This window comes from Ideonella flava, from assembly GCF_051857595.1.
Taxonomy (GTDB): Bacteria; Pseudomonadota; Gammaproteobacteria; order Burkholderiales; family Burkholderiaceae_C; genus Ideonella.
In genome coordinates this window covers 702,956-725,147 of the sequence record NZ_JBPZHD010000001.1, presented here as the reverse complement: position 1 = coordinate 725,147, position 22,192 = coordinate 702,956, and the positions used below count along the sequence as shown (strand labels likewise).

Annotated in this window: 19 protein-coding genes; 13 read left to right on the top strand and 6 right to left on the bottom strand. The window is 68.7% G+C overall.

Going from position 1 to position 22,192, the window contains the following annotated elements; translation table 11 throughout:
- Positions 1–100 precede the first annotated feature (100 nt).
- The 5 genes from ACS5PM_RS03220 to ACS5PM_RS03200 form a co-directional block, all read right to left on the bottom strand.
- Positions 101–580 carry a hemerythrin domain-containing protein gene (locus ACS5PM_RS03220; protein WP_439385338.1) on the bottom strand — a complete coding sequence of 160 codons (480 nt, stop codon included), beginning with the start codon at positions 578–580 and terminating at the stop codon, positions 101–103.
- 92 nt (positions 581–672) lie between these two features.
- Entirely contained in the window at positions 673–1,005 is a 333-nt protein-coding gene (locus ACS5PM_RS03215) for a hypothetical protein (RefSeq protein WP_439385336.1), read from the bottom strand.
- Between the two features lie 182 nt (positions 1,006–1,187).
- Positions 1,188–1,394, bottom strand: a complete 207-nt coding sequence (locus tag ACS5PM_RS03210) for a hypothetical protein (protein WP_439385334.1) — start codon at positions 1,392–1,394, stop codon at positions 1,188–1,190.
- The gene (locus tag ACS5PM_RS03205; RefSeq protein WP_439385332.1) at positions 1,391–1,765 is read right to left on the bottom strand and encodes a four-helix bundle copper-binding protein; all 375 of its coding nucleotides are present in this window, start codon (positions 1,763–1,765) and stop codon (positions 1,391–1,393) included. The genes ACS5PM_RS03210 and ACS5PM_RS03205 overlap by 4 nt, the downstream gene beginning before the upstream one ends.
- Before the next feature lie 146 nt (positions 1,766–1,911).
- The gene (locus tag ACS5PM_RS03200; RefSeq protein ID WP_439385330.1) at positions 1,912–2,610 is read right to left on the bottom strand and encodes a PIG-L deacetylase family protein; all 699 of its coding nucleotides are present in this window, start codon (positions 2,608–2,610) and stop codon (positions 1,912–1,914) included.
- A gap of 134 nt (positions 2,611–2,744) precedes the next feature.
- Here ACS5PM_RS03200 and ACS5PM_RS03195 point away from each other — a divergent pair, with 134 nt between their 5' ends.
- From ACS5PM_RS03195 to ACS5PM_RS03145, 11 genes are all read left to right on the top strand, one after another.
- Positions 2,745–3,305: a hypothetical protein gene (locus ACS5PM_RS03195; RefSeq protein ID WP_439385328.1), complete on the top strand. Its 561-nt coding sequence runs from the start codon at positions 2,745–2,747 to the stop codon at positions 3,303–3,305.
- Between the two features lie 58 nt (positions 3,306–3,363).
- Positions 3,364–3,579: a DUF6496 domain-containing protein gene (locus ACS5PM_RS03190; protein ID WP_439385326.1), complete on the top strand. Its 216-nt coding sequence runs from the start codon at positions 3,364–3,366 to the stop codon at positions 3,577–3,579.
- A 105-nt stretch (positions 3,580–3,684) separates the two neighbouring features.
- Complete coding sequence (locus ACS5PM_RS03185; RefSeq protein ID WP_439385616.1) at positions 3,685–5,013, top strand: PQQ-dependent sugar dehydrogenase; 1,329 nt, start codon at positions 3,685–3,687, stop codon at positions 5,011–5,013.
- Complete coding sequence (locus tag ACS5PM_RS03180; RefSeq protein ID WP_439385324.1) at positions 4,967–5,917, top strand: cation diffusion facilitator family transporter; 951 nt, start codon at positions 4,967–4,969, stop codon at positions 5,915–5,917. Before ACS5PM_RS03185 ends, ACS5PM_RS03180 begins: the two co-directional genes overlap by 47 nt.
- Before the next feature lie 268 nt (positions 5,918–6,185).
- Positions 6,186–12,485: a HAMP domain-containing protein gene (locus ACS5PM_RS03175; protein ID WP_439385322.1), complete on the top strand. Its 6,300-nt coding sequence runs from the start codon at positions 6,186–6,188 to the stop codon at positions 12,483–12,485.
- Positions 12,482–14,587, top strand: a complete 2,106-nt coding sequence (locus ACS5PM_RS03170) for a hybrid sensor histidine kinase/response regulator (RefSeq protein WP_439385320.1) — start codon at positions 12,482–12,484, stop codon at positions 14,585–14,587. The genes ACS5PM_RS03175 and ACS5PM_RS03170 overlap by 4 nt, the downstream gene beginning before the upstream one ends.
- Before the next feature lie 366 nt (positions 14,588–14,953).
- Positions 14,954–16,480, top strand: coding sequence for an RNA polymerase factor sigma-54 (rpoN, locus tag ACS5PM_RS03165; protein ID WP_439385318.1), 1,527 nt, complete (start codon positions 14,954–14,956; stop codon positions 16,478–16,480).
- A 219-nt stretch (positions 16,481–16,699) separates the two neighbouring features.
- Positions 16,700–16,903, top strand: coding sequence for a hypothetical protein (locus ACS5PM_RS03160; RefSeq protein WP_439385316.1), 204 nt, complete (start codon positions 16,700–16,702; stop codon positions 16,901–16,903).
- A complete protein-coding gene (locus tag ACS5PM_RS03155; RefSeq protein ID WP_439385314.1) occupies positions 16,882–18,159 on the top strand; it encodes a cation:proton antiporter in 1,278 nt (425 codons plus the stop codon). The genes ACS5PM_RS03160 and ACS5PM_RS03155 overlap by 22 nt, the downstream gene beginning before the upstream one ends.
- 69 nt (positions 18,160–18,228) lie before the next feature.
- The gene (locus ACS5PM_RS03150) at positions 18,229–18,384 is read left to right on the top strand and encodes a hypothetical protein (protein ID WP_439385312.1); all 156 of its coding nucleotides are present in this window, start codon (positions 18,229–18,231) and stop codon (positions 18,382–18,384) included.
- A 115-nt stretch (positions 18,385–18,499) separates the two neighbouring features.
- Positions 18,500–18,700 carry a hypothetical protein gene (locus tag ACS5PM_RS03145; protein WP_439385310.1) on the top strand — a complete coding sequence of 67 codons (201 nt, stop codon included), beginning with the start codon at positions 18,500–18,502 and terminating at the stop codon, positions 18,698–18,700.
- Positions 18,701–18,925: 225 nt separating this feature from the next.
- On the opposite strand, the gene ACS5PM_RS03140 is transcribed toward ACS5PM_RS03145, so the two are convergent.
- Positions 18,926–19,381 carry a ferritin-like domain-containing protein gene (locus ACS5PM_RS03140; RefSeq protein ID WP_439385308.1) on the bottom strand — a complete coding sequence of 152 codons (456 nt, stop codon included), beginning with the start codon at positions 19,379–19,381 and terminating at the stop codon, positions 18,926–18,928.
- A gap of 182 nt (positions 19,382–19,563) precedes the next feature.
- Here ACS5PM_RS03140 and ACS5PM_RS03135 point away from each other — a divergent pair, with 182 nt between their 5' ends.
- The gene (locus ACS5PM_RS03135; protein WP_439385306.1) at positions 19,564–21,537 is read left to right on the top strand and encodes a thiamine pyrophosphate-requiring protein; all 1,974 of its coding nucleotides are present in this window, start codon (positions 19,564–19,566) and stop codon (positions 21,535–21,537) included.
- Positions 21,534–22,103: an NADPH-dependent FMN reductase gene (locus ACS5PM_RS03130; protein WP_439385304.1), complete on the top strand. Its 570-nt coding sequence runs from the start codon at positions 21,534–21,536 to the stop codon at positions 22,101–22,103. Before ACS5PM_RS03135 ends, ACS5PM_RS03130 begins: the two co-directional genes overlap by 4 nt.
- Positions 22,104–22,192: the final 89 nt, after the last annotated feature.

The window sequence follows — 22,192 nt, the reverse complement described above, 5'->3', positions numbered from 1 at the left end:
CGCGCAGCGGACCGGCAAAGCCGGATCCGCGCACGCCCTTGATGGGGGGCGGCGCTGCGCGCGCCCCGGGGTGCGAAGCCCCTGGGAAGGGGCGTGAGGGTCAGAGGGTTGCTTCGAGGGTTTGCTTGCGTTCGGCCATCTCGGCGCCGAGGACGGCCAGGTCGAGTTCGGATTTCCTGACCTTGGGGAAGAGTTCGCCTTCCTCTTCCTTCACGTGGTGCTGGATGTATTCGCCCAGCACGGTGACCTTGGCGTCGTACAGCGGCTCATCGGGAGACGAGTCCTCGATCTGGGCGATGAGGTCCTTGGCGCTCGCGTGCTCGACCGTGGCCTCGTCGATGAGGTCGTCGTCCTCGCCCAGTGCCTCACGCGCCAGCGGGTAGAACAGCTCCTCCTCGATCGTGGCGTGCACGGTGAGCATCGCGCAGATGCGGGCGGCGAGCTGCTGGCGCTCTTGCGCCGGCGCCTCCTCCTCGGCGAGCTTCTTGTACTCGTCGAACAGCTTCTTGACCTCCTTGTGGTCCTCTGTCAGCAGCTTGATCGCGTCGGTCTTCGCGGTGTTCTTCGCGGTGGTGGCCATGGGTATCTCCAGTCAAATAATGGATGGTTCGGTAGGGCCTCTTCAGGCAAGGCGCATGCCCCCGGTCCAGGGCGTCGCGGGTATTGCATTTGCTATCCCACGGATGTCGGCAACCAGCCGATTCGCAACAGGAGTTCAGCATGCCCCAGCAAAACCGAGATCAGCAACGCGACCAGCAGCAACAACAAGGCAATCGCAGCGACCAGCAACGCGACCAGCAGCAACAGCAGGGCAATCGCAGCGACCAGCAGGGCGGCCAGAAGAGCGGCCAGCAAGGCGGCAGCGACATGAACAAGAGCCAGGACCAGCAGCAGCGCCAAGGCGGGCAAGGTCAAGTCGGCCAGGACAGCGGCAAGGAGAGCGGCAAGGAAGCCGGCCGAGAGCAGCAAGGCTCCCGCACTCAGGACACCGGCAAGGGTGGCCAACGCTGATCCAGCCCACCAGGCATCACGAGGCCCGCGCCGGCAACGGTTCGGGCCTTTTTCGTTTGCATCCCTTGCCGAAATCCGGTGCACCAACGGTCACGATTGACGCGATTCGAGTGTTCAACGAGCGCGTCGGGAGCGGTCCTGCGGGTTCTCTCGAGAACCGGACATGGTCCCTGGCTTCACACCGTGTCGTGCCGGATGCGCTCCAGGGCTTCGTGGGCGTCGAGCGCGCAACGCAGCTCGGTGGACAGCCGGCGGATGTCCTTCAGCAGGGCCAGCATCAGGTCGGGCCCGCCGCGCTGGCGGAGGGTCTCGTCGAGCGCGAGACAGCGCAGTCGCAGGGCATCGGCCAGGCAGACCGCCAGCGAGTGACGTGACGCGGTCATGGCGCCGCCGGACGCGCGGCCTGGACGGCGGCCAATCCCATGCGATCGCAGGCGGCTGCACAGTCGCGGCAGGCTCGTGCGCAGGCCTTGCAATGCGCTGCGTCGTGGGTTTCGCACTGCGCGGCACAGGCATGGCACACCATCGCGCACATGGCGCAGACGGTGTTGACCAGCTCGCTGTCGCGCGCGATCGCGCCCGCGGCGAAGCGGCAGGCGGCGGCGCAATCCATGTCGAGCGAAATGCAGCGCACCATGTGCTGTACATCCTTCTCGCGAAGACAGGACGCGGCACAGCGGTCGCAGGCATCGGCGCAGGCGTTGCACGCGTCGATGCAACGCTGCCGGTCGGTGGTCGGTGGGGGGGAGTCCATGCCGCGCTCCATGGTGCAAAGGGCCTGCAGGCGTCGACGTGACCGGCCCGGCCCGCGATCGCCGGCATCGTGCTGTGGCAAGGCGTGTTCCGTCGACAGCCCCACGGCCGCCGCGCTGTCCACGAGTCGCTCGCATCCTGACTCGTTCAGCGGATGACGGCTGCCGGCTCGAAGGCCCAGAAGCGCTCGGGGCGACGCGTGTCTTCCCGGGCGTCGTCGGTGAGTGCCTGCCATTGACTCACATAGGACGCCACGGCGCGGTCCTTGAGCGCACCGGTGGGCGAGTCCCCGACGGCAGCGGGCGTGAGCACGATGCCTGCTTGCCGCAATTCGCACAGGCGGTTTTGCAGCCAACCGGGCCTGCGCCGGTGGGGCACGTCTTCGTAGGCCCAGACCTGCGGCGTCGCGCCCGTTTCGGCCAGCGCCTGCAAGGTGGCCTGGTGGGCCAGCACGTGGTCGCGGTGATACAGGCCCAGCGGCAGCAGCAGGCGCGTCGGCTCGATCGAGCGAAGCAGCTGGAGCAGCGTGGCGGCGATCTGATCGGCAGTGCGGGGCTCGCCGTACTGTTCTTCGCAATGCTCCAGCCAGTGCGGCGTGGCGCCCAGCGCGTCGTGCGCCTGCTGGTCTTCCAGCCGGCGCATCGTCAAGGCCTGCCGGGCATCCACGAAGCCGCAGGCGCGGTCCCATTCGGTGGCCTGGCTGACATCCACAGGTGTGCCGGCGAAGACCGTGACCACCTGGACGCCCGGGTGGGTGGCCATCCACTCGCCGCAGCTGAAAACCGCATCGTCGAGATGAGGCGAGACGATGAGGTCGACGGCGGGCCGGTCTGGAGTCGTGCTCATGGGCATGTCCTGCCCCGCACGTCGCTGCCATGACGGCGCGAGGGGCCAGGACACCTTCGCGGCAATCCGGATGCCCTATGGGTACGGACCTTGCCGCGCGATGGGTACCGCGGACCACCTACCAGGAGACCGGAATGCAGCCACGCCAACACGATCAGCACGACGAGGACCAGCTCTGCGGAGCCGGGGCGGAACGTGGCTTCGCCGGGGGCGGCGAATTTGCGGGTGCGACGGGCGATGCGACGAGCGGAGATGGCAGCCGCCACGCCAGCGCCGACGAACGCGGCGTGTACGGCCAAGGCGATCCCGGCTACGTGAGCGCGTACGCCGGCCGTGTCGATTCCGTGCCCATGCGCTCGGGCCGTCCTGACCAGGGCTTCGGCGGCTCGCAGTTCGGGGGGCGCGCGGGCGGAGAGTTCCGCGGCGGCCCATACGGCGAGGGCGTCCGGCCGGCTGCCGGCACGCCTGGCGGCCATCCCTATGGCGGCGAGAACCACGGCGGCACGAGCGGCTGGGGCGGCGACCCCGAGGGCGGCTACGTGCACCAGCGGCACGACAGCGAGTACCAGCGCTGGCGCGACGAGCAGGTCCGCGGCCTGGACGACGACTACCGCCGCTGGCACGACGAGCGCCGCAAGCGCCAGTGGGAGGAATTCTCCCAATGGCGCGAGGAGCGTGCGCGCGGCGGTCGCTGAAGGCTGGGCACCTCGCTTGCTTCTCCTTGGGGACATCGAGTCTCCAAGGAGAGCAGCCATGACGGCACGCTATGGTCCCAAGGCGCAAGACAAGGTCGAGAAGGCCATGCATGAAATGAAGCATGGCGAACTGAAGAGCGGCAGCGGCAAGAAGGTCACCAACCCGAAGCAGGCGGTGGCCATCGGGCTGTCCGAAGCTCGCAAGGAAGGCGGCAAGGTGCCGTCCAAGCGCTCGTCCTCCGGCAGTCGCAAGACCGCTGCCAGCAAGCATTGATTCCCTGACCTTGCTGCCTGGAGGTACGCGATGCGACCCACCATCCCTTCGCCGCGCACGCGTGCCCTCAATGGCCTGGCCGCCTTCGTGCTGGCCGGCTGCAGCATGGCCGCCACCAGCACGGATCCGCCGGCCACGCCGACCATCGCACCGGCATCTGCGTCTGCATCGGCACGAGCCGGTGCGTCCGATCCCGGCTATGGCGCCAACCCGACCCTGCCGGCGCCAGACAAGAAGCTGATCCCGACCATCAAGATCGCGGAAGCGAAGGGATGGCCTTCCGGCGGCGCACCGACGGCCGCCGCCGGACTCGCCGTGAAGGCCTTCGCGACCGGCCTCGACCATCCTCGCTGGCTGCTCACGCTGCCCAGCGGCGATGTGCTGGTCGCGGAGACCAACGCTCCGCCCAAGCCCGACGACGGCAAGGGCATCAAGGGCGCGGTGATGAAGCACGAGATGAAGAAGGCGGGGGCGGGCGTGCCCAGCGCCAACCGCATCACCCTGCTGCGCGATGCCGACGGCGACGGCGAAGCCGAGACCCGCTCGGTGCTGCTGTCCAACCTGAACTCCCCCTTCGGCATGGCGCTGGTGAAGGACAGGCTCTACGTGGCGAACTCCGATGCCGTGGTGTGGGTCCCGTACAAGGACGGCGACACGCGCATCACCGCGGCACCCACGAAGCTGGTCGACCTGCCGGGCGGCACCATCAACCACCACTGGACCAAGAGCCTGGTGGCCAGCCCCGACGGCAGCAAGCTGTACGCCACCGTCGGCTCCAACAGCAACGTGGCGGAGCGCGGGATGGAGGTCGAAGCGGGTCGCGCGGCAATCTGGGAGATCGACATCGCGAGCGGCCAGCACCGCGTGTTCGCCAGCGGCCTGCGCAACCCGAATGGCATGGGCTGGGAGCCGGGCAGCAAGGCGCTGTGGACGGTGGTCAACGAGCGCGACGAACTGGGCGACAACCTGGTGCCCGACTACCTGACCTCCGTGCGCGAGGGCGGCTTCTACGGCTGGCCGTGGAGCTACTACGGCTCGCACGTCGACGACAGGGTCGAGCCCAAGCGGCCCGACATGGTGGCGCGCGCCGTGCCGCCAGACTATGCCCTCGGCTCACACACCGCATCGCTGGGCATGACGTTCTCGGACGGCAGCTCCCTGCCCAAGGCCTACGCGCACGGCGTGTTCGTCGGCCAGCACGGCTCGTGGAACCGCTCCGTGCCCAGCGGGTACAAGGTGATCTTCGTGCCCTTCGACGGCCCGAAGCCCGCGGGCGATGCCAAGCCCGTGGACGTGCTGACCGGCTTCCTGGGCTCCAAGGGCGAGGCCTACGGCCGGCCGGTGGGCGTGGCGCTCGATGGACGGGGCGCGTTGCTGGTGGCCGACGATGTCGGAAACACCGTCTGGCGTGTCACCGCCGCCGGCGGCCGCTGAGGTCGGCACTTCGTCGATCGCCGTCTATGGGGCGATCGCGGCCAACATCGCGATCGCCATCACGAAGTACGTCGTCGCGGGCCTGAGCGGCAGCTCGGCCATGCTGTCCGAGGCCATCCACTCCACCGTGGACACCTGCAACGGCGCGCTGCTGCTGGTGGGGCTGCGGCGCAGCCGCCGTCCGCCCAATGCCGAGCACCCCTTCGGCCACGGGAAGGAGCTGTTCTTCTGGAGCCTCATCGTGGCGGTGCTGATCTTCGGCGTCGGCGGCGGCATGTCGTTCTTCGAAGGCGTGCAGCACCTGCGTCATCCCGTGCCGATCGAGGACGCGCGCTGGAGCTACCTCGTGCTGGCCTTCGCCTTCCTCTTCGAGGGCGCGAGCTTCGCGGTCGCACTGCGGCAGTTCCGCGCCGCCAGCGGCTCGATGCCCTTCTGGAAGGCGCTGCGGCGCAGCAAGGACCCGGCCACCTACACCGTGATGGCCGAGGATGGCGCAGCGCTGCTGGGCCTGGTGATCGCCGGCGCCGGCATCGCGGCATCGCAGCTCACCGGGCGGCCGGAGTTCGACGGCGCCGCCTCGCTGGCGATCGGTATCCTGCTCTGCGGCGTGGCGGTGCTGCTGATCCACGAGTCGCGCCAATTGCTGGTGGGCGCGGGGCTGCAGCGCGAGACCGCGGCGGCCATCCATGCCCTGGCGGTGTCGCAGCCGGGCGTGCAGAAGGCAAGCCGGCCCCTGTCGATGTACGTCGGTGCCGAAGACGTGCTGCTTGCGCTGGACGTGGAGTTTGAATCGGGCCTGCCCGCCCGGCACATCGCCGCCACGGTGGACTCGCTGGAGGCCGAGATCCGGCGCCGCTATCCGCGGATCAAGCGGATCTACGTCGAGGCGAGGGTGCTGGGTTAGCGGCTCAGGCCAGGCCTGACGCGCGGGCGCGACCAAACTGTCGGCAAGGCTTACCGACATCGCGCAAGTCTTCCCGCCGAAGTGGAGCCTTCGAAGGCGGTGTGCCGAGCCCTTGCCAGGCGTGTTGGCAGCCGGCATGCCAGGCCCGCCCGGATGCTGCAGCGCGTCATGCCCCGGTGGCTGCAAGCGTTTGCACGTGGCACAAAAGCTGCTGCTCGAACCATTCGCAGCCGCGAGGGATGGCTGCGAGCGAGCTTCAGGAGTTGCCATGAGCGTCATCGAGAGCCCGGTCGTCAACGAACCGGTCCAGGAGTTGCACGCGTTGCTGACGGCGCTGGTGGCGCTGCGCGACGGGGACGCGAGCGTGCGCTTGCCGCACCACTGGTCCGGCCTCGCTGGCCGCGTCTCGGATGTCTTCAACGACGTGGTCGAGCAGAACGCCAACATGGCCAAGGAGCTGACGCGGCTGCGCCAGGTCGTCGGCAAGCAGGGCCGGCTCAAGCAGCGGGCCTCCATGCGCGAGGCGCGCGGCTTCTGGGGCGAGTCCATCCACTGCATCAACGCGCTGATCGACGACCTCGTGCATCCGACCTCCGAGGTCGCGCGGGTGATCGGCGCCGTGGCCCAGGGCGATCTTTCGAAGAGCATGGCGCTCGAGGTCGATGGCCGGCCTCTCGAAGGCGAGTTCCTGCACACCGCGCAGACCATCAACAAGATGGTCGACCAGCTCGGCAACTTCTCGGCCGAGGTCACGCGCGTGGCGCGCGAGGTGGGCACCGAGGGCAAGCTCGGCGGCCAGGCCACGGTCAAGGGCGTGGCCGGCACCTGGAAGGACCTGACCGACTCGGTGAACTCCATGGCCGGCAACCTCACGGCCCAGGTGCGCAACATCGCCGACGTGACCACCGCGGTGGCCAAGGGCGACCTGTCGAAGAAGATCGAGGTGGACGTCAAGGGCGAGTTCCTGACCCTGAAGAACACCATCAACACGATGGTGGACCAGCTGCGTTCCTTCGCCTCCGAGGTCACGCGTGTCGCCCGCGAGGTGGGCACCGAGGGCATCCTCGGTGGCCAGGCGCGGGTGGAGGGCGTGTCGGGGACGTGGAAGGACCTGACCGACTCGGTCAACTCGATGGCCGGCAACCTGACTTCCCAGGTGCGCAACATCGCCGACGTGACCAAGGCGGTGGCCGCGGGCGACCTGAGCAAGAAGATCACGGTCGACGTGAAGGGCGAGATCTCGGAGCTGAAGAACACCATCAACACGATGGTGGATCAGCTGCGCTCCTTCGCCGCCGAGGTGACCCGCGTGGCGCGCGAGGTCGGCACCGAAGGCAAGCTCGGCGGACAGGCGGACGTGCAGGGCGTGGCCGGCACGTGGAAGGACCTGACCGAGTCGGTCAATTTCATGGCCGGCAACCTCACGAGCCAGGTCCGCAACATCGCCGAGGTGACGACCGCCGTGGCGGCCGGCGACCTGAGCAAGAAGATCACGGTGGACGTCAAGGGCGAGATCTCGGAGCTGAAGAACACCATCAACACCATGGTCGACCAGCTCCGCTCGTTTGCCGCGGAGGTGACCCGCGTCGCCCGCGAGGTGGGCACCGAAGGGCGGCTCGGCGGGCAGGCCGAGGTGGCCGGCGTGGCCGGCACCTGGAAGGACCTGACCGACTCGGTCAACTCCATGGCCGGCAACCTGACCGACCAGGTGCGCAACATCGCCGACGTGACCAAGGCGGTGGCGGCGGGCGACCTGAGCAAGAAGATCACGGTGGACGTCAAGGGCGAGATCCTGGAGCTCAAGGCCACCATCAACACCATGGTGGACCAGCTCTCGTCCTTCGCGGCGGAAGTCACGCGCGTGGCGCGCGAGGTGGGCACCGAAGGGCGCCTGGGCGGCCAGGCCGAGGTCAAGGGCGTGTCGGGCACCTGGAAGGACCTGACCGACTCGGTGAACTCCATGGCCGGCAACCTCACGGCCCAGGTGCGCAACATCGCCGACGTGACCAAGGCGGTGGCCGCCGGCGACCTGAGCAAGAAGATCACGGTGGACGTCAAGGGCGAGATCCTGGAGCTGAAGAACACCGTGAACACCATGGTGGACCAGCTGCGATCATTCGCGGCCGAAGTGACCCGCGTGGCCCGCGAGGTGGGCACCGAAGGCAAGCTCGGCGGCCAGGCGGATGTGCAGGGCGTGGCCGGCACCTGGAAGGACCTGACCGAGTCGGTCAACTTCATGGCCGGCAACCTCACGAGCCAGGTCCGCAACATCGCCGAGGTGACGACCGCCGTGGCGGCCGGTGACCTCTCGAAGAAGATCACGGTGGACGTCAAGGGCGAGATCTCGGAGCTGAAGAACACCATCAACACCATGGTGGACCAGCTCTCCTCGTTCGCGGCCGAGGTGACCCGCGTGGCCCGCGAGGTGGGCTCCGAAGGCAAGCTCGGCGGCCAGGCCGACGTGCAGGGCGTGGCGGGCACCTGGAAGGACCTGACCGAGTCGGTCAACTCGATGGCCTCCAACCTGACCTCTCAGGTGCGCAACATCGCCGACGTCACCAAGGCCGTGCAGGCCGGTGACCTGAGCAAGAAGATCACGGTCGATGTGAAGGGCGAGATCTCGGAGCTGAAGAACACCATCAACACCATGGTGGACCAGCTGCGTTCGTTCGCGGCGGAAGTGACGCGCGTGGCGCGTGAAGTCGGCACCGAAGGGCGCCTGGGCGGCCAGGCCGATGTGCAGGGCGTGGCCGGCACCTGGAAGGACTTGACGGAGTCGGTCAACTTCATGGCCGGCAACCTGACGAGCCAGGTGCGCAACATCGCCGAGGTGACGACCGCGGTGGCCAAGGGCGACCTGTCCAAGAAGATCACGGTGGACGTCAAGGGCGAGATCTCGGAGCTGAAGAACACCATCAACACCATGGTGGACCAGCTGCGCTCCTTCGCGGCCGAGGTGACCCGCGTGGCGCGCGAGGTCGGCACCGAAGGCAAGCTGGGCGGCCAGGCGGACGTGCAGGGCGTGGCCGGCACCTGGAAGGACCTGACCGACTCGGTCAACTTCATGGCCTCCAACCTCACGAGCCAGGTGCGCAACATCGCCGACGTGACCAAGGCCGTGCAGGCCGGTGACCTGTCCAAGAAGATCACGGTGGACGTCAAGGGCGAGATCCTGGAGCTGAAGAACACCATCAACACCATGGTGGACCAGCTGTCCTCGTTCGCCGCGGAAGTGACCCGCGTCGCCCGCGAGGTGGGCACCGAAGGGCGGCTCGGCGGCCAGGCCCAGGTCAAGGGCGTGTCGGGCACCTGGAAGGACCTGACCGACAACGTGAACTTCATGGCGGGCAACCTGACGAGCCAGGTCCGCGGCATCGCCAAGGTGGTCACGGCCGTGGCCAACGGCGACCTGAAACGCAAGCTGACCGTGGAGGCCGAGGGCGAGATCGCGGCGCTGGCCGAGACCATCAACTCCATGATCGACACGCTCGCCACCTTCGCCGACCAGGTGACCACGGTGGCCCGCGAAGTGGGCGTGGAAGGCAAGCTCGGCGGCCAGGCCAAGGTGCCGGGCGCGGCCGGCACGTGGAAGGGCCTGACCGAGAACGTGAACGAGCTGGCGGCCAACCTGACGACCCAGGTGCGCGCCATCGCCGAGGTGGCCACCGCGGTGACGCAGGGCGACCTGACGCGGTCCATCACGGTCGAGACGCAAGGCGAGGTCGCGGCCCTGAAGGACACCATCAACGAGATGATCCGCAACCTGAAGGACACGACCCAGAAGAACACCGAGCAGGACTGGCTGAAGACCAACCTGGCCAAGTTCAGCCGCATGCTGCAGGGCCAGAAGGACCTGGTCACGGTCGGCCAGCTGATCCTGTCCGAACTGGCCCCGGTGGTGAGTGCCCAGCAGGCCGAGTTCTACGTGATGGGCACGCCCGGCGAGCCGCCCCGCCTGGTGCTGCTGGCCAGCTATGCCTCGGGGGGCCAGGCCAGCCACGGCAAGGTGGTCGAGCTGGGTCAAGGCCTGGTCGGCCAGTGCGCGATCGACAAGCGCAAGATCCTGCTGACCAACACGCCCAGCGAAGCCTTCCGCATCGCCTCGGGCCTGTCGGACCATGCGGCGATGGACGTGCTGGTGCTGCCCATCGTCTTCGAGGACCAGGTGCGCGGCGTGCTGGAGCTCGCCTCGCTGGACCACTTCAACCCGGTGCACGAGGCCTTCCTCGACCAGCTGACCGAATCGATCGGCATCGTCATCAACACCATCGAGGCCAACACCCGCACCGAGGACCTGCTCAAGCAATCCCAGTCGCTGGCCTCGGAGCTCGGCAGCCGGCAGGAGGAGCTGCAGCAGACCAACCAGGAGCTGCAGGACAAGGCCCGCCTGCTGGCCCACCAGAACCAGGAGGTCGAGCGCAAGAACAGCGAGGTCGAGCAGGCCCGCCAGGCGCTGGAAGAGAAAGCCGAGCAGCTGGCGCTGACGTCGAAGTACAAGAGCGAGTTCCTGGCCAACATGAGCCATGAACTGCGCACGCCGCTGAACTCGCTGCTCATCCTTTCGGACCAGCTCTGCAAGAACCCCGACGGCAACCTGAGCACCAAGCAGGTCGAGTTCGCCAAGACCATCCATGCCTCCGGCAACGACCTGCTGATGCTGATCAACGACATCCTGGACCTGTCCAAGATCGAGTCCGGCACGGTGGCGGTGGATGTCAGCGAGCTGCGCATCGACGAGCTGCACCGCTCCATCGAACGGGGCTTCCGCCACTTCGCGGAATCCAAGCACGTGGACTTCATCGTCCAGCTGGAGCCGCCGCTGCCCAAGAGCATCGTCACCGACGTCAAGCGCCTGCAGCAGATCGTCAAGAACCTGCTGTCCAACGCCTTCAAGTTCACCCACGTCGGCCAGGTGACCTTCATGATCTCGACGGTCACCAGCGGCTGGTCGCCGGAGAACGAGGAGCTCAACCGCGCCGGCCAGGTGCTGGCCTTCGCCGTGGCCGACACCGGCATCGGCATCCCGCCAGACAAGCAGCAGATCATCTTCGAGGCCTTCCAGCAGGCGGACGGCTCGACCTCGCGCAAGTACGGCGGCACCGGCCTGGGCCTGGCGATCAGCCGCGAGCTCTCGCGCCTGCTGGGCGGCGAGATCAGGCTGGTCAGCGAGCCTGGGCGCGGCAGCGTCTTCACGCTGTTCCTGCCGCAAAGCTACAACCCGCAGCGCAGCGGGCGGCACGGGCGGCCGCAGACCGGGGAAGTGGCCGAGGCCACGCCGTCGGCGCCTCGCCTGTTGTCCGACCGTCGCCGCGCGCCTGCCGTCGCGCTCGCCGAGGAAGATCCGGCGGCCGCGGTGGCGCCGGTCCTGTTCGCCAACCATGCCGATGATGACCGCGCGGACCTCGGCACCGGCGACCGCGTGATGCTCATCGTCGAGAACGACATCGGCTTTGCCAAGGTGATGCTGGAGGCCGCGCGTGCCGGCGGCTTCAAGGGCCTGGTGACGGGAACAGGGGCCAGCGCATTGACGATGGCGCGCGAGTACCACCCGGCCGCGATCACGCTGGACATCCACCTCCCCGACATGGAGGGCTGGCGCATCCTGGATCGGCTCAAGGCCGACATGGCCACGCGCCACCTGCCGATCTGCGTCGTGTCGACCGACGACGCGCGCGACCGGGCGCTGCAGTCGGGCGCGATCGGCTTCCTGGCCAAGCCGCTGCAGTCGGCCGACGTGGCGCGCGCCGCGATCGACGAGCTCTCGGCCTATGTCGACCGGGCGGTCAAGCGCCTGGCCGTGGTGATGCCGCCTTCGCCCCTGCGCGAGCAACTGCTCGGCGGGCTGCCCGACGACATCCAGCCGCTGCTGGCCGACGATGCCGAACAGGCGCGCCACATCCTGATGGACGCGGACTGCGTGCTGGTGGACGCCACGGTGCCTGATTTCGGACCGGAGGACATCCTGGATGCCATCGCCGAACGGCGCAGCATCTGCCAGCTGCCCGTGGTCCTGCACCGCAAGGCCGGCAACGAGTCGCCGCCCTGGGGCCGCGGCGGGCGCGGCTTCGGCCAGAGCAACGCCGACACGCAGAAGCGCCTGCGCAACCTGGTGAGCTTCTGGCTGCATCGCGGGCCCGCCGTGCTTTCGGACGAGGAGCTGCGCGAGATCGAGGCCGAGCTGTCCAGCCAGGACGGGCTGAAGGGCAAGAAGGCGCTCATCGTCGACGACGACATGCGCAACATCTTCGCCCTGGCCACGGCGCTGGACGAGGTCGGCATGGTCATCGTCTCGGCCGACAACGGCCGCGAGGCGATCCGGCTGGTCGAAACCGACCCGGGCATCGACATCGTGCTGATGGACATCATGATGCCGGAGATGGACGGGATCATGACCATGCAGGAGATCCGCAAGCTGCCGCGCGGGCGCGAGCTGCCGATGGTGGCGGTGACCGCCAAGGCGATGAAGGGCGACCGGCAGAAATGCATAGAGGCCGGCGCCTGGGACTACCTGTCCAAGCCGGTGGATCCGACGAATCTCCTGGCCGTGCTTCGAGGCTGGTTGCTGTGAGCCAAGCGGACTCCCTGCTGCCCGAGCGCGCCAACATCCTGGTGGTCGACGACCTGCCGGAGAAGCTGCTGGTCTTCCGCACGGTGCTGGAGGATCTGGACCAGAACCTGATCTTCGTGCGCTCCGGCACCGAGGCCCTGCGCGAGGTCCTTCAGCGCGAATTCGCGGTGATCCTGCTGGACGTCAACATGCCGGACATCGACGGCTTCGAGACCGCCGCCCTCATCCGTCGCCACCGCCGGTCGGCCCACACGCCGATCATCTTCATCACCTCGTATGCCGACGAGCTGCAGACGGCGCGCGGCTACTCCCTCGGGGCGGTCGACTACATCCTGTCGCCGGTCGTGCCGGACATCCTGCGGTCGAAGGTCCGCGTCTTCGTCGAGCTGCACCTGTTGCAAAAGCGCGTGGCACGCCAGGCCGACGAACGCGTTGCGCTCGCGGCATCGGCGGCGGCGCTGGAGGTGGCTCAGGAGGCCAGCCGACGCTCGGCAGCCCTGTCGGAGCTGAGCCATGCCATGTCCGGCCTGCTGGACGTGCAGGCAGGCCTGCACACGCTGCTGCGAAAGGTCGTTCCCCTGCTGGCCGGCGGCGCCAGCGTGATGCTCATCGACGAACGCCTGCGGGTGCACACGGCCGCCAGGCTCGGCGAGGCGGATACGCTGCCTGTCGATGTGTCGCCCGAGGCGCTGACCGAGGAGGAGATCCGGGCGCTGGAGGTCGCGGGCCGTGCGCGGGCCGAGCGTGTCTACCCCCTGGCCCATGGCGACCGGCTGCTGGGCGTGCTTCTCGTGCACGGCGAGCCCACGCCGCTCGGCGACGCGCTGCTGGCCGAAGCCGCCACCCGCGCCGCCGTGGCGTTTGCGGCGGCTCAGCTGCACCAGAGCCTGCAGGTCGAGATCGCCGAGCGCCGGCAGGCCGAAGCGCGGCTGGAGGATGCGAGCCGGCGCAAGGACGAGTTCATCGCGATGCTTTCGCACGAGCTGCGCAGTCCCCTGGCGCCCATCCGCAATGCGGTGGAGGTCATCCGCCGCCTCTCGCCGCGCGATGCCACGCTGCAGTGGGCCACCGACATCACCGACCGCCAGGTGCGCCAGCTCACCCGCCTGGTCGATGAACTGCTGGACGTGGCGCGCATCAGCCAGGGCAAGATCGTGCTGCAGCGTGCGCCGGTCGACCTGTCGTCGCTCGTGACTCATTGCATCGAGGCGCAGGCGCCCTTCATCGCGATGCGGCGCCAGACGCTCACGCAGGCCCTGCCGCGCGAGCCCGTGTGGGTGCAGGGCGATGCGGCACGCATAGAGCAGGTGGTGAACAACCTGCTCAGCAATGCCGTCAAGTACACGCCCGACGAGGGCCGGCTGCACGTCGGGGTCGCCGCCGAGGGCGGCGAAGTGATGATCAGCGTCCGGGACAACGGCATGGGCATAGAGGCCGATCTGCTGCCGCGGGTGTTCGACCTGTTCGAGCAGGGCCACCGGGCGCTGGACCGCAGCCAGGGCGGCCTGGGCATCGGGCTGACGCTGGTGCAACTGCTCGTCAAGCTCCACGGCGGCCACGTGGAGGCGCTGAGCGCGGGGGCGGGCAGCGGGGCCGAATTCCGCGTCTACCTGCCGAGTCACTCGGCACCCATGGCCATGCACTCCAGTGAGCCGGAGCGGCCGCAGGCGGTCATGCAGCGCCGCATCCTGGTCGTGGATGACCAGGCCGATGTGGCCGACACCACCGCTGCGATGCTGGGCCTTTCGGGCCATGAGGTGCGTACCGCGCGCGACGGGCGGGAAGCGCTGGAGCAGGCGGCGGAGTTCCAGCCGGACGTGATGCTGCTGGACATCGGCCTGCCGGGCATGGACGGCTACGAGGTGGCGCGCCGCCTGCGGCAGACGGAGGCCGGCGGCAAGGTGTTCCTCATCGCATTGACCGGCTACGGCCAGGCGACCGATCGCCAGCGAAGCCATGAGGCGGGCTTCGACGAGCACCTGCTCAAGCCCGTGGACCCGGCAACGCTCGAGGCCATGATCGCGCGGGGGGCCCTCGGCGATCGTGCGGCGGCAGGCAATGCTGGCGAAGGGGCCACGCTGTACGCCTTCCGCAGGCCCTGAACGATTCGACCGGGGCGCGGCGGGGCAGCAGAACAAACGGTAAGTCTGACGACTTGCCGGCAATTCCGAATGGTTGAGCTCGTGCCCCTCGAACTCGAGCACGTCCGGGCGGACCGAATCCTGGCGATCCGATGTAACGACGCGGCATCTTTCATTCCCACGTCTGCCGAGGGAAAACGCCGGATCGCCGGCGGCGCGGATGGTGCCTTGTGTGAGTTGTTGCAACCACAGCCGAGTTCCGGCACGGCCCATGCATGGTGATGAGGAAAGACGCAGTTTTTGACGCTGCGGTTTCGATGGAGACATCGAACTTCACCTGACCACGCGGACCATCCGAAGAACCCCAAACTCATCGAGAGAGGCGGCATGCTTACCCTTTCGCGACACACCGAACAACGGCAGCAGCAAGTCCTGTCGCCGCGCTTGCAGCGTGCCGTCTGGCTGCTGCAGCTGTCTTCCACCGATTTCGCCCATGAGGTGCAGTCGGCGCTGGGACGCAATCCCTTCCTGGAGGGAGACGAGGGCGATGGCGCCGAGGCACCTCCCACGGCCGGTCTGGCTCCTGAGCGGGTGGTCAATGGCATGGACGATGGCGCGTCGGAATATTCGGCGCAGTCCGAAGCAAGCGAGCCCTCGTCGGCCGCGCCGGCCGCGGACGAGTTCGCGGCCGACCAGCCCGACCACGGCGACACCGGCCCCGAGGGCGGCATGGTCGATTTCGCGGACGGCTGGCACGGCGATGGCTTGACGCGCCTTCGCCGCGCCGAGGACGGCGACATCGGCGCCCTGGAGCTGATGGCGGCCGAGCCCACGCTCGCGGCCCAGTTGCATTCCCAGCTCGACCTGCTTTCGCTGCCCGAGCGCGATGCCGCGCTCGCCCGCGCGATCATCGAATCGCTGGACGACGATGGCTACCTGCGCACGCCGCTGGAGGAAATCCTCGAGCTCACCGACCTCAGCCCGCCGGCGATCCTGCCGGAGGTGATGATCGCCCTGAAGCGCGTGCAATCGCTGGAGCCGGCAGGCGTGGCCGCGCGCAATGTCGCGGAGTGCCTGACGCTGCAGCTGTCGTCCATCGACTGCCCGGACCAGCGCGAACTGGCGCGGCGCATCGTCAACGAGCACATGGAGGTGCTGGCCCGGCACGACGTGGCGCGCATGGCGCGCGAACTGCAGCGTTCGCCGGCCGAAGTCGAGGCGGTGTGCGAGCGCATCCGCCGGCTGGATCCGCGCCCGGGTTGGCGTTGCGGCCCGGCGCAGGTGCAGTACGTGGTGCCCGACGTGATCGTGCGCAAGCTGCGAGGACAGTGGACGGTGCAGCTCAACAGCGCGGTGGTGCCGCGCGTGCGCATGAACCGCGTCTACGCCGAGCTCTTCCAGCGCCATCGCCGCGCCGAAGACCAGGCGCTGGCCGATCACCTCAAGGAGGCGCGCTGGACCCTGCGCAACGTGGAGCAGCGCTTCGCCACCATCCTGCAGGTGACCGAGGCCATCGTCGCGAGGCAGCACCGCTTCCTCGAGCATGGCCCGATGGCGATGCGGCCGATGGGCCTGCGCGAAATCGCCGACGAGCTGGGGTTGCACGAATCCACGGTGTCCCGCGTCACGAACAACAAGTACATGATGACGCCGCTGGGCGTGTTCGAGCTGAAGTACTTCTTCTCGCGCGCCTTGACCACCGACAGCGGCAAGACCTGCTCGGGGACCGCGCTGCGCAGCCTCATCAAGGACATGATCGATGCCGAGTCGCCGGACGCGCCGCTGTCCGATGCCGACATCGCGCGCCAGCTGGCGCAGCAGGGTGTCCGCCTGGCACGCCGCACGGTGACCAAGTACCGCCAGCTGCTGCGCATTGACCCTATCGAGCGCCGGCGGGGGCGCGTGGCCGCATGAACAAGGCCCCTGCGCCGCCTGCGGCGTCGGTCCCCCGAGGGGATCAGTCGTCTAGGGGCGGCCCGTCGAGTGGAATGACGACCCCTGCGCCGCCTGCGGCGTCGGTCCCCCGAGGGGATCAGTCCTCTAGGGGCGGCCCGTCGACGACTGGGCCTGCCACCGGCCGTTGACCGATGCGGGCGGGAACAAGGGTTGCTTCGAAACTCGCAGGAGGCTGCGATGTGTGATTCGAAGCCCGCGGTCGCCGCCCGGTTGCAGCTTCTGCGGCAAGCTGCCCGAGAGGACGCGGAGCGCGACGTCCGATTCGTCCTCGACTGGCATCCCGGCCCTGCGGGCACGCGCGGGTACGACGATCAATTGTTCGTCGCCGCGCAGGTGCTGACGGTGGCCGAGGATCCGGCATGGCGACGGGCTGGTACCTGATCGTCGGGCTGCTGCTCATCCTCATCGGCCTGACGGACACCTGGCGGCGCGAGCTGCCGGTCAGTGCCGCGGCGCTCTACCTGATCGCGGGGCATTTGCTGGGCCCCGAGGTGGCCGGCTTCATCGACCTCAGCCTGGACCGGGACGCGGCGTTGCTCGAGCACTTGACCGAGTCCGCCGTGCTCATCTCGCTGTTCGCGGTCGGGTTGAAGTTGCGCGCCCCCTTGAGGGACCGGATCTGGCGCGCGCCCGTCCTGATGGCCACGCTGACCATGCTGGCCACCGTGGCCTTGCTGTGCGCTGGCGGCCTGGCCCTGGGCCTGGCCCTGGGGCCGGCGCTGCTGATGGCGGCTGCCCTGGCGCCAACGGATCCGGTGCTGGCCTCGGATGTGCAGGTGGACCATGAACGCGACCGGGACCGCCTGCGCTTCTCGCTCACCGCAGAGGGCGGCCTGAACGACGGCACGGCCGCGCCCATGGTGCTGCTGGCACTGGGCCTGATGGGCCTGCACGAACTCGGCCCGGGGCTGTCTCGCTGGGCGCTGGTCGACGTGCTCTGGGGAGCTGCCGGAGGCTTGGCGCTGGGCTGGACGTTGGGCTTCGCAGTGAGCCGCGCGGTGGTGTGGCTGCGGCGCGAGCGCGAGCAGGCGCTGGGCATGGAGAGCTTTCTCACGCTGGGCCTCATTGCGCTCACCTACGGCCTCGCCTTGCTGATCCAGGTCTTCGGCTTCCTCGCGGTGTTCGCCGCCGGATTGGCCATGCGGCAGGTCGAGAGGCACGACACGCCGGGCCACGTCGGCACTCAGTTGCGGCCGGATGCCCAGGCCCACCCTGAACAGGCCTCGGCCTACATGGCCAAGGCGGTGCTCGACTTCACGCTGGACCTGGAGAAGCTCGCCGAGCTGGTCGTGATGATCGTCGTCGGTACGCTGCTGACGCGCGAGGCCTTCACAGCGCAGACGGTGGTCGTGGCCCTGGCGGCGCTGCTCATCGCGCGTCCGCTGGCGGTGTTCCTCACCGTGCCCGGGCGCGCCTTCAATCCGTCCCAGCGGCGACTCGCCGCCTGGTTCGGCATCCGCGGCGTCGGCTCCATGTACTACCTGGCCTTCGCCGTTTCCCATGGAGCGCGCGGCGTGCAGATGGGCTGGGTCGCCGACGCGGTGCTGGTCACCATCACCTTGTCGGTGCTGCTGCACGGCTCGAGCGCGACACCCGTGATGAAGTTCTACCGCCGCGCTCGAAGGCGGGGGGCCTGAGCCCAACAGTCAGCCGCAAGCGCGGCAAGGCTCGTGCCCCGGCACAAGCCTTGCCGCACCTTGCGGACCATGCCCGTTCCCACCACGCCCAATCCCGACCTCCCGCCGCATCCGGTGCCCCCCATGGAGCAGCCCAAGCGCCATATCCACGATCCGGACCCGTGGCAACCGCCCGCGCCGGTCGAGGATCCGCCGGCGCAGCCGGAGCCGCAGGTCTACAGCTGACCCCTGGCTACGCCGCCGGCGGATGCGCACGAAAGTTGCCTGCCCTGCGCAGTGTTGTTTGCACGGGCGCAATCCACCCATGCCAGCGTCAACAAGTTAGCGAGAGGAACCCACCATGACGACGACCCCCACGACGGCGCGCACGATCGCCGGCCTGCTTGGCGCCACGCTCCTGGCCGCCGCCACCTTCGGACTGGCCGGCTGCAACAAGCGAGACAACACGACCGCCACGGTGACCACGACGCCATCGACGACGATGCCTGCCGCCAGCGACAGCATGCCCGCGTCGCCGAGCGCCTCGGCGGCGAGCCAGTGAAGACGAGTCGGCTCCTGCGGCTGCACGTGGAACAGCCGCCTCCGGACACGATCCCGCCTCCACCCCCGCAGGAGATGCCGGCGCGCCCCGAAGGTGATCCACCGGTGGAAGTGCCGCAACCCGAGCCGGCACCTCCGGCGGGGCCGCGCTAGCCTTTCAGACGAAGGCCTTCACGGCCGACAAGCAGCAGGGCTGGGTACGCACCCAGCCCTTTCGGCATGCCTGTTACGGTTGCGAGGCGCGCATCTGGTCGCGCAGGGTGCGGATCTGCAGGTGGTTCTTCTTGACGCCTTCGAACTGGCGTTCGACCACGCTGCGTACCTCGGGCGCCAGAGACTCTTCCAGGGCCTTGCGATAGCGTTCCAGCGCGGCGTCCTCGCCCCGCTCGCATTCCTCGAGCATGGCCAGGTCGCTGTAGCCCGACAGCGTGCCCTTGACGGCCACCCAGCCGCGGTGCACGGCTCCGGTGGTGCTGCCGCCTTCCTCGGGCTCGCCGCCGTTTTGGCGGATCAGTGACTGCAGTTCGGCGGCGCCTTGGCGGCAGTCCTCGGCACGGCTGCTGAAAGTTCTTTTCAGCTCTTCGCTGTTGCAGTGCTCGGCACAACTGCGGAAGCCGTATTCGCCATCCTTGCAGGTCTCCACGAGACGGTTGAGCGTATCGATCAAGTCGCGGTGTTCCATGATGTCCTTTCCTCGGGTGGATGTGGCGCCATGACGTCCGTGGCCCAGCCGCGGCGAAGGCGTCTGCCTCCGATGGGCATGGCACATGCCCGCCACACCTCTCGGGCGTCCGCCGCAATTGCCGCAAGAAGGACGCAGGCCGATCCCGTCGCTCGGGAACATGGCTTGCTCGCGGGTCCATCATGTCCTCCCATACCGTCGCGGATCACCTGGTCGAACGCATGAGCCGCTGGGGCGCCCGACGGGTCTTCGGCTATCCGGGTGACGGCATCAATGGCGTGATCGGCGCGCTGCAGCGCGCGGCCGAACGAGGCGAGCCCGGGACGGAGTTCGTGCAGACACGGCACGAGGAACTCGCGGCTTTCATGGCCTGCGCCCATGCGAAGTTCACCGGCGAGGTCGGCGTGTGCCTGGCGACCGCGGGCCCGGGTGCGATCCACCTGCTCAACGGCCTCTACGACGCGCGGCTGGACCACCAGCCGGTGGTCGCCATCGTCGGGCAGCAGGCCCGCAGCGCCCTGGGCGGTGACTTCCAGCAGGAGGTGGACCTGGCCGCGCTGTTTCGCGACGTCGCCTCCGAGTACGTGCAGATGGTCACCGTGCCCGCTCAACTCAGGCACGTGGTGGACCGTGCCTTCCGCAGCGCCATCGAGCGTCGCACCGTCACCTGCATCATCCTGCCCACGGACGTGCAGGCGCTGCCGGCGACGACCGAGCCGCCGCGCGAGCACGGCACCCTGCACAGCGGCTGGGGCCGCAGCGCGCGTTCCATGGTGCCCGGCGAGGCGGAGCTGGATGCGGCCGCCGCCATCCTCAACCGCGGCGAGCGCGTGGCCATCCTGGCAGGTGCGGGCGCGCTGCACGCCACCGACGAGCTGATCATGGTCGCCGAGACCCTGGGCGCCGGCATCGCCAAGGCCCTGCTCGGCAAGGCCTGCGTGCCGGACGAACTGCCGTTCGTCACTGGTGCGATCGGACTGCTCGGCACCGAGCCGAGCTGGGACCTGATGGCCCACTGCGACACCTTGCTGATGGTGGGCTCCAACTTCCCGTACGCCGAGTTCCTGCCCGCGGAAGGGCAGGCGCGCGGCGTCCAGATCGACATCGAGCCGACGCGGCTGTCGCTGCGCTACCCGATGCAGATCAACCTGGCCGGCGACAGCCGCGAGGTGCTGCGCGCGCTGCTGCCCCGGCTGCGCCGCCAACCTGACCGCCGGTGGCGGGAGCGCATAGAGCGCAACGTCGACCGCTGGTGGCGCGTGCTGCAGGCCCATGCCGAGGTGCTGGCAGAGCCGCTGAATCCGAAGAAGGTGTTCTGGGAGCTTTCGCCGCGCCTGCCCGACGGCTGCATCGTGACCTGCGACTCCGGCACCGCGGCCTTCTGGTTCGCGCGCGACCTGAAGTTGCGGCGGGGCATGATGGCTTCGCTGTCCGGCGGACTGGCGTCCATGGGGCCGGCACTGCCGTATGCGCTCGCCGCCAAGTACGCCTTCCCCGACCGACCGGTGATCGCGCTGCTCGGCGACGGCGCGATGCAGATGAGCGGCATCAATGCGCTCATCTCCATCGCTCACGCATGGCGGCGCTGGACCAACCCGCGGCTGGTGATCATGGTCCTGCGCAACGACGACCTGAACATGGTGACCTGGGAGCAGCGTGTCACCGAAGGCGAGCCGCGAGCCGCGATCTCGCAGTTCGTCCCGGCCTTCCCGTATGCCGAGTACGCCGAGCTGCTGGGGCTGGTGGGCGTGCGCATCGACGAGCCGCAAAGCGTGGGCGCGGCCTGGGACGCGGCCCTGGCGGCCGATCGTCCGGTGCTGCTGGAGATGGTCACCGACCCGAACATGCCGCCGGCGCCCCCGCACCTGACCGGCAGGCAGCTGCGGGCCTACGCCGCCGCCATGATCAAGGGCGACCGCGATGCCATAGACACCGTGATGGCCGCCGCGCGCCAATGGTGGAGCGGCCTGTTCCCGCCCGAGGACGATGACGCGCAATCGTCACTTGCACCCGCGCCCACACCCGCGGGCGCGACGCACAGCTCGACTTCCGCCGGCGAGCCGCCAACCGAGGGCGAATCCGCCGCCGGCGAGGAAGACCCCGGCGCGGCGCTCGACTCCATGCCTGAATCCAACCACGGGAGGTCCCGCACATGACCCGCATCGCCATCCTCGTCGGCAGCATCCGCGCCGACTCGATCAACCTGCAGCTGGCGCGAGCGATCGCCCGGCTGGGACCGCAGGACTGGACGTGGGAACACGTCTCCATCGACGACCTGCCGCTGTACAACCAGGACGAGGACAAGGCCATGCAGCCTGCGGCGCTGCGATTGAAGCAACGCGTGGAGGCGGCCGATGGCCTGCTGTTCGTCACGCCCGAATACAACCGCTCGATCCCCGGCGTGCTGAAGAACGCCATCGACATCGCCTCCCGGCCCTACGGCAAGAACTCGTTCGCGGGCAAGCCGGCGGGGGTCATAGGTGCCTCGATAGGCAGCATCGGCACGGCTCTCGCGCAGCAGCACCTGCGCAATGTCCTGGCCTACCTGGACGTGCCGACGCTGGGGCAGCCCGAGGCCTTCATCCACTTCAAGGAAGGGCTGATCGACGCTTCCGGCGAGATCACCAACCCGGGCACGCGCGAGTTCATCCAGCAGTGGGCGAAGGCGTACGCGCAGTTCGTCGAAAAGCACGTTTCCGCGCGGGCCGGAAAGGGCGCCTAGAGAGTCATCTTGACGGCATGATTTCCTACATCCAGACCCTCCGGCGGCGGACCCGCCGCCTCGATCGCGGCGCCTAGAGTGGACAGACC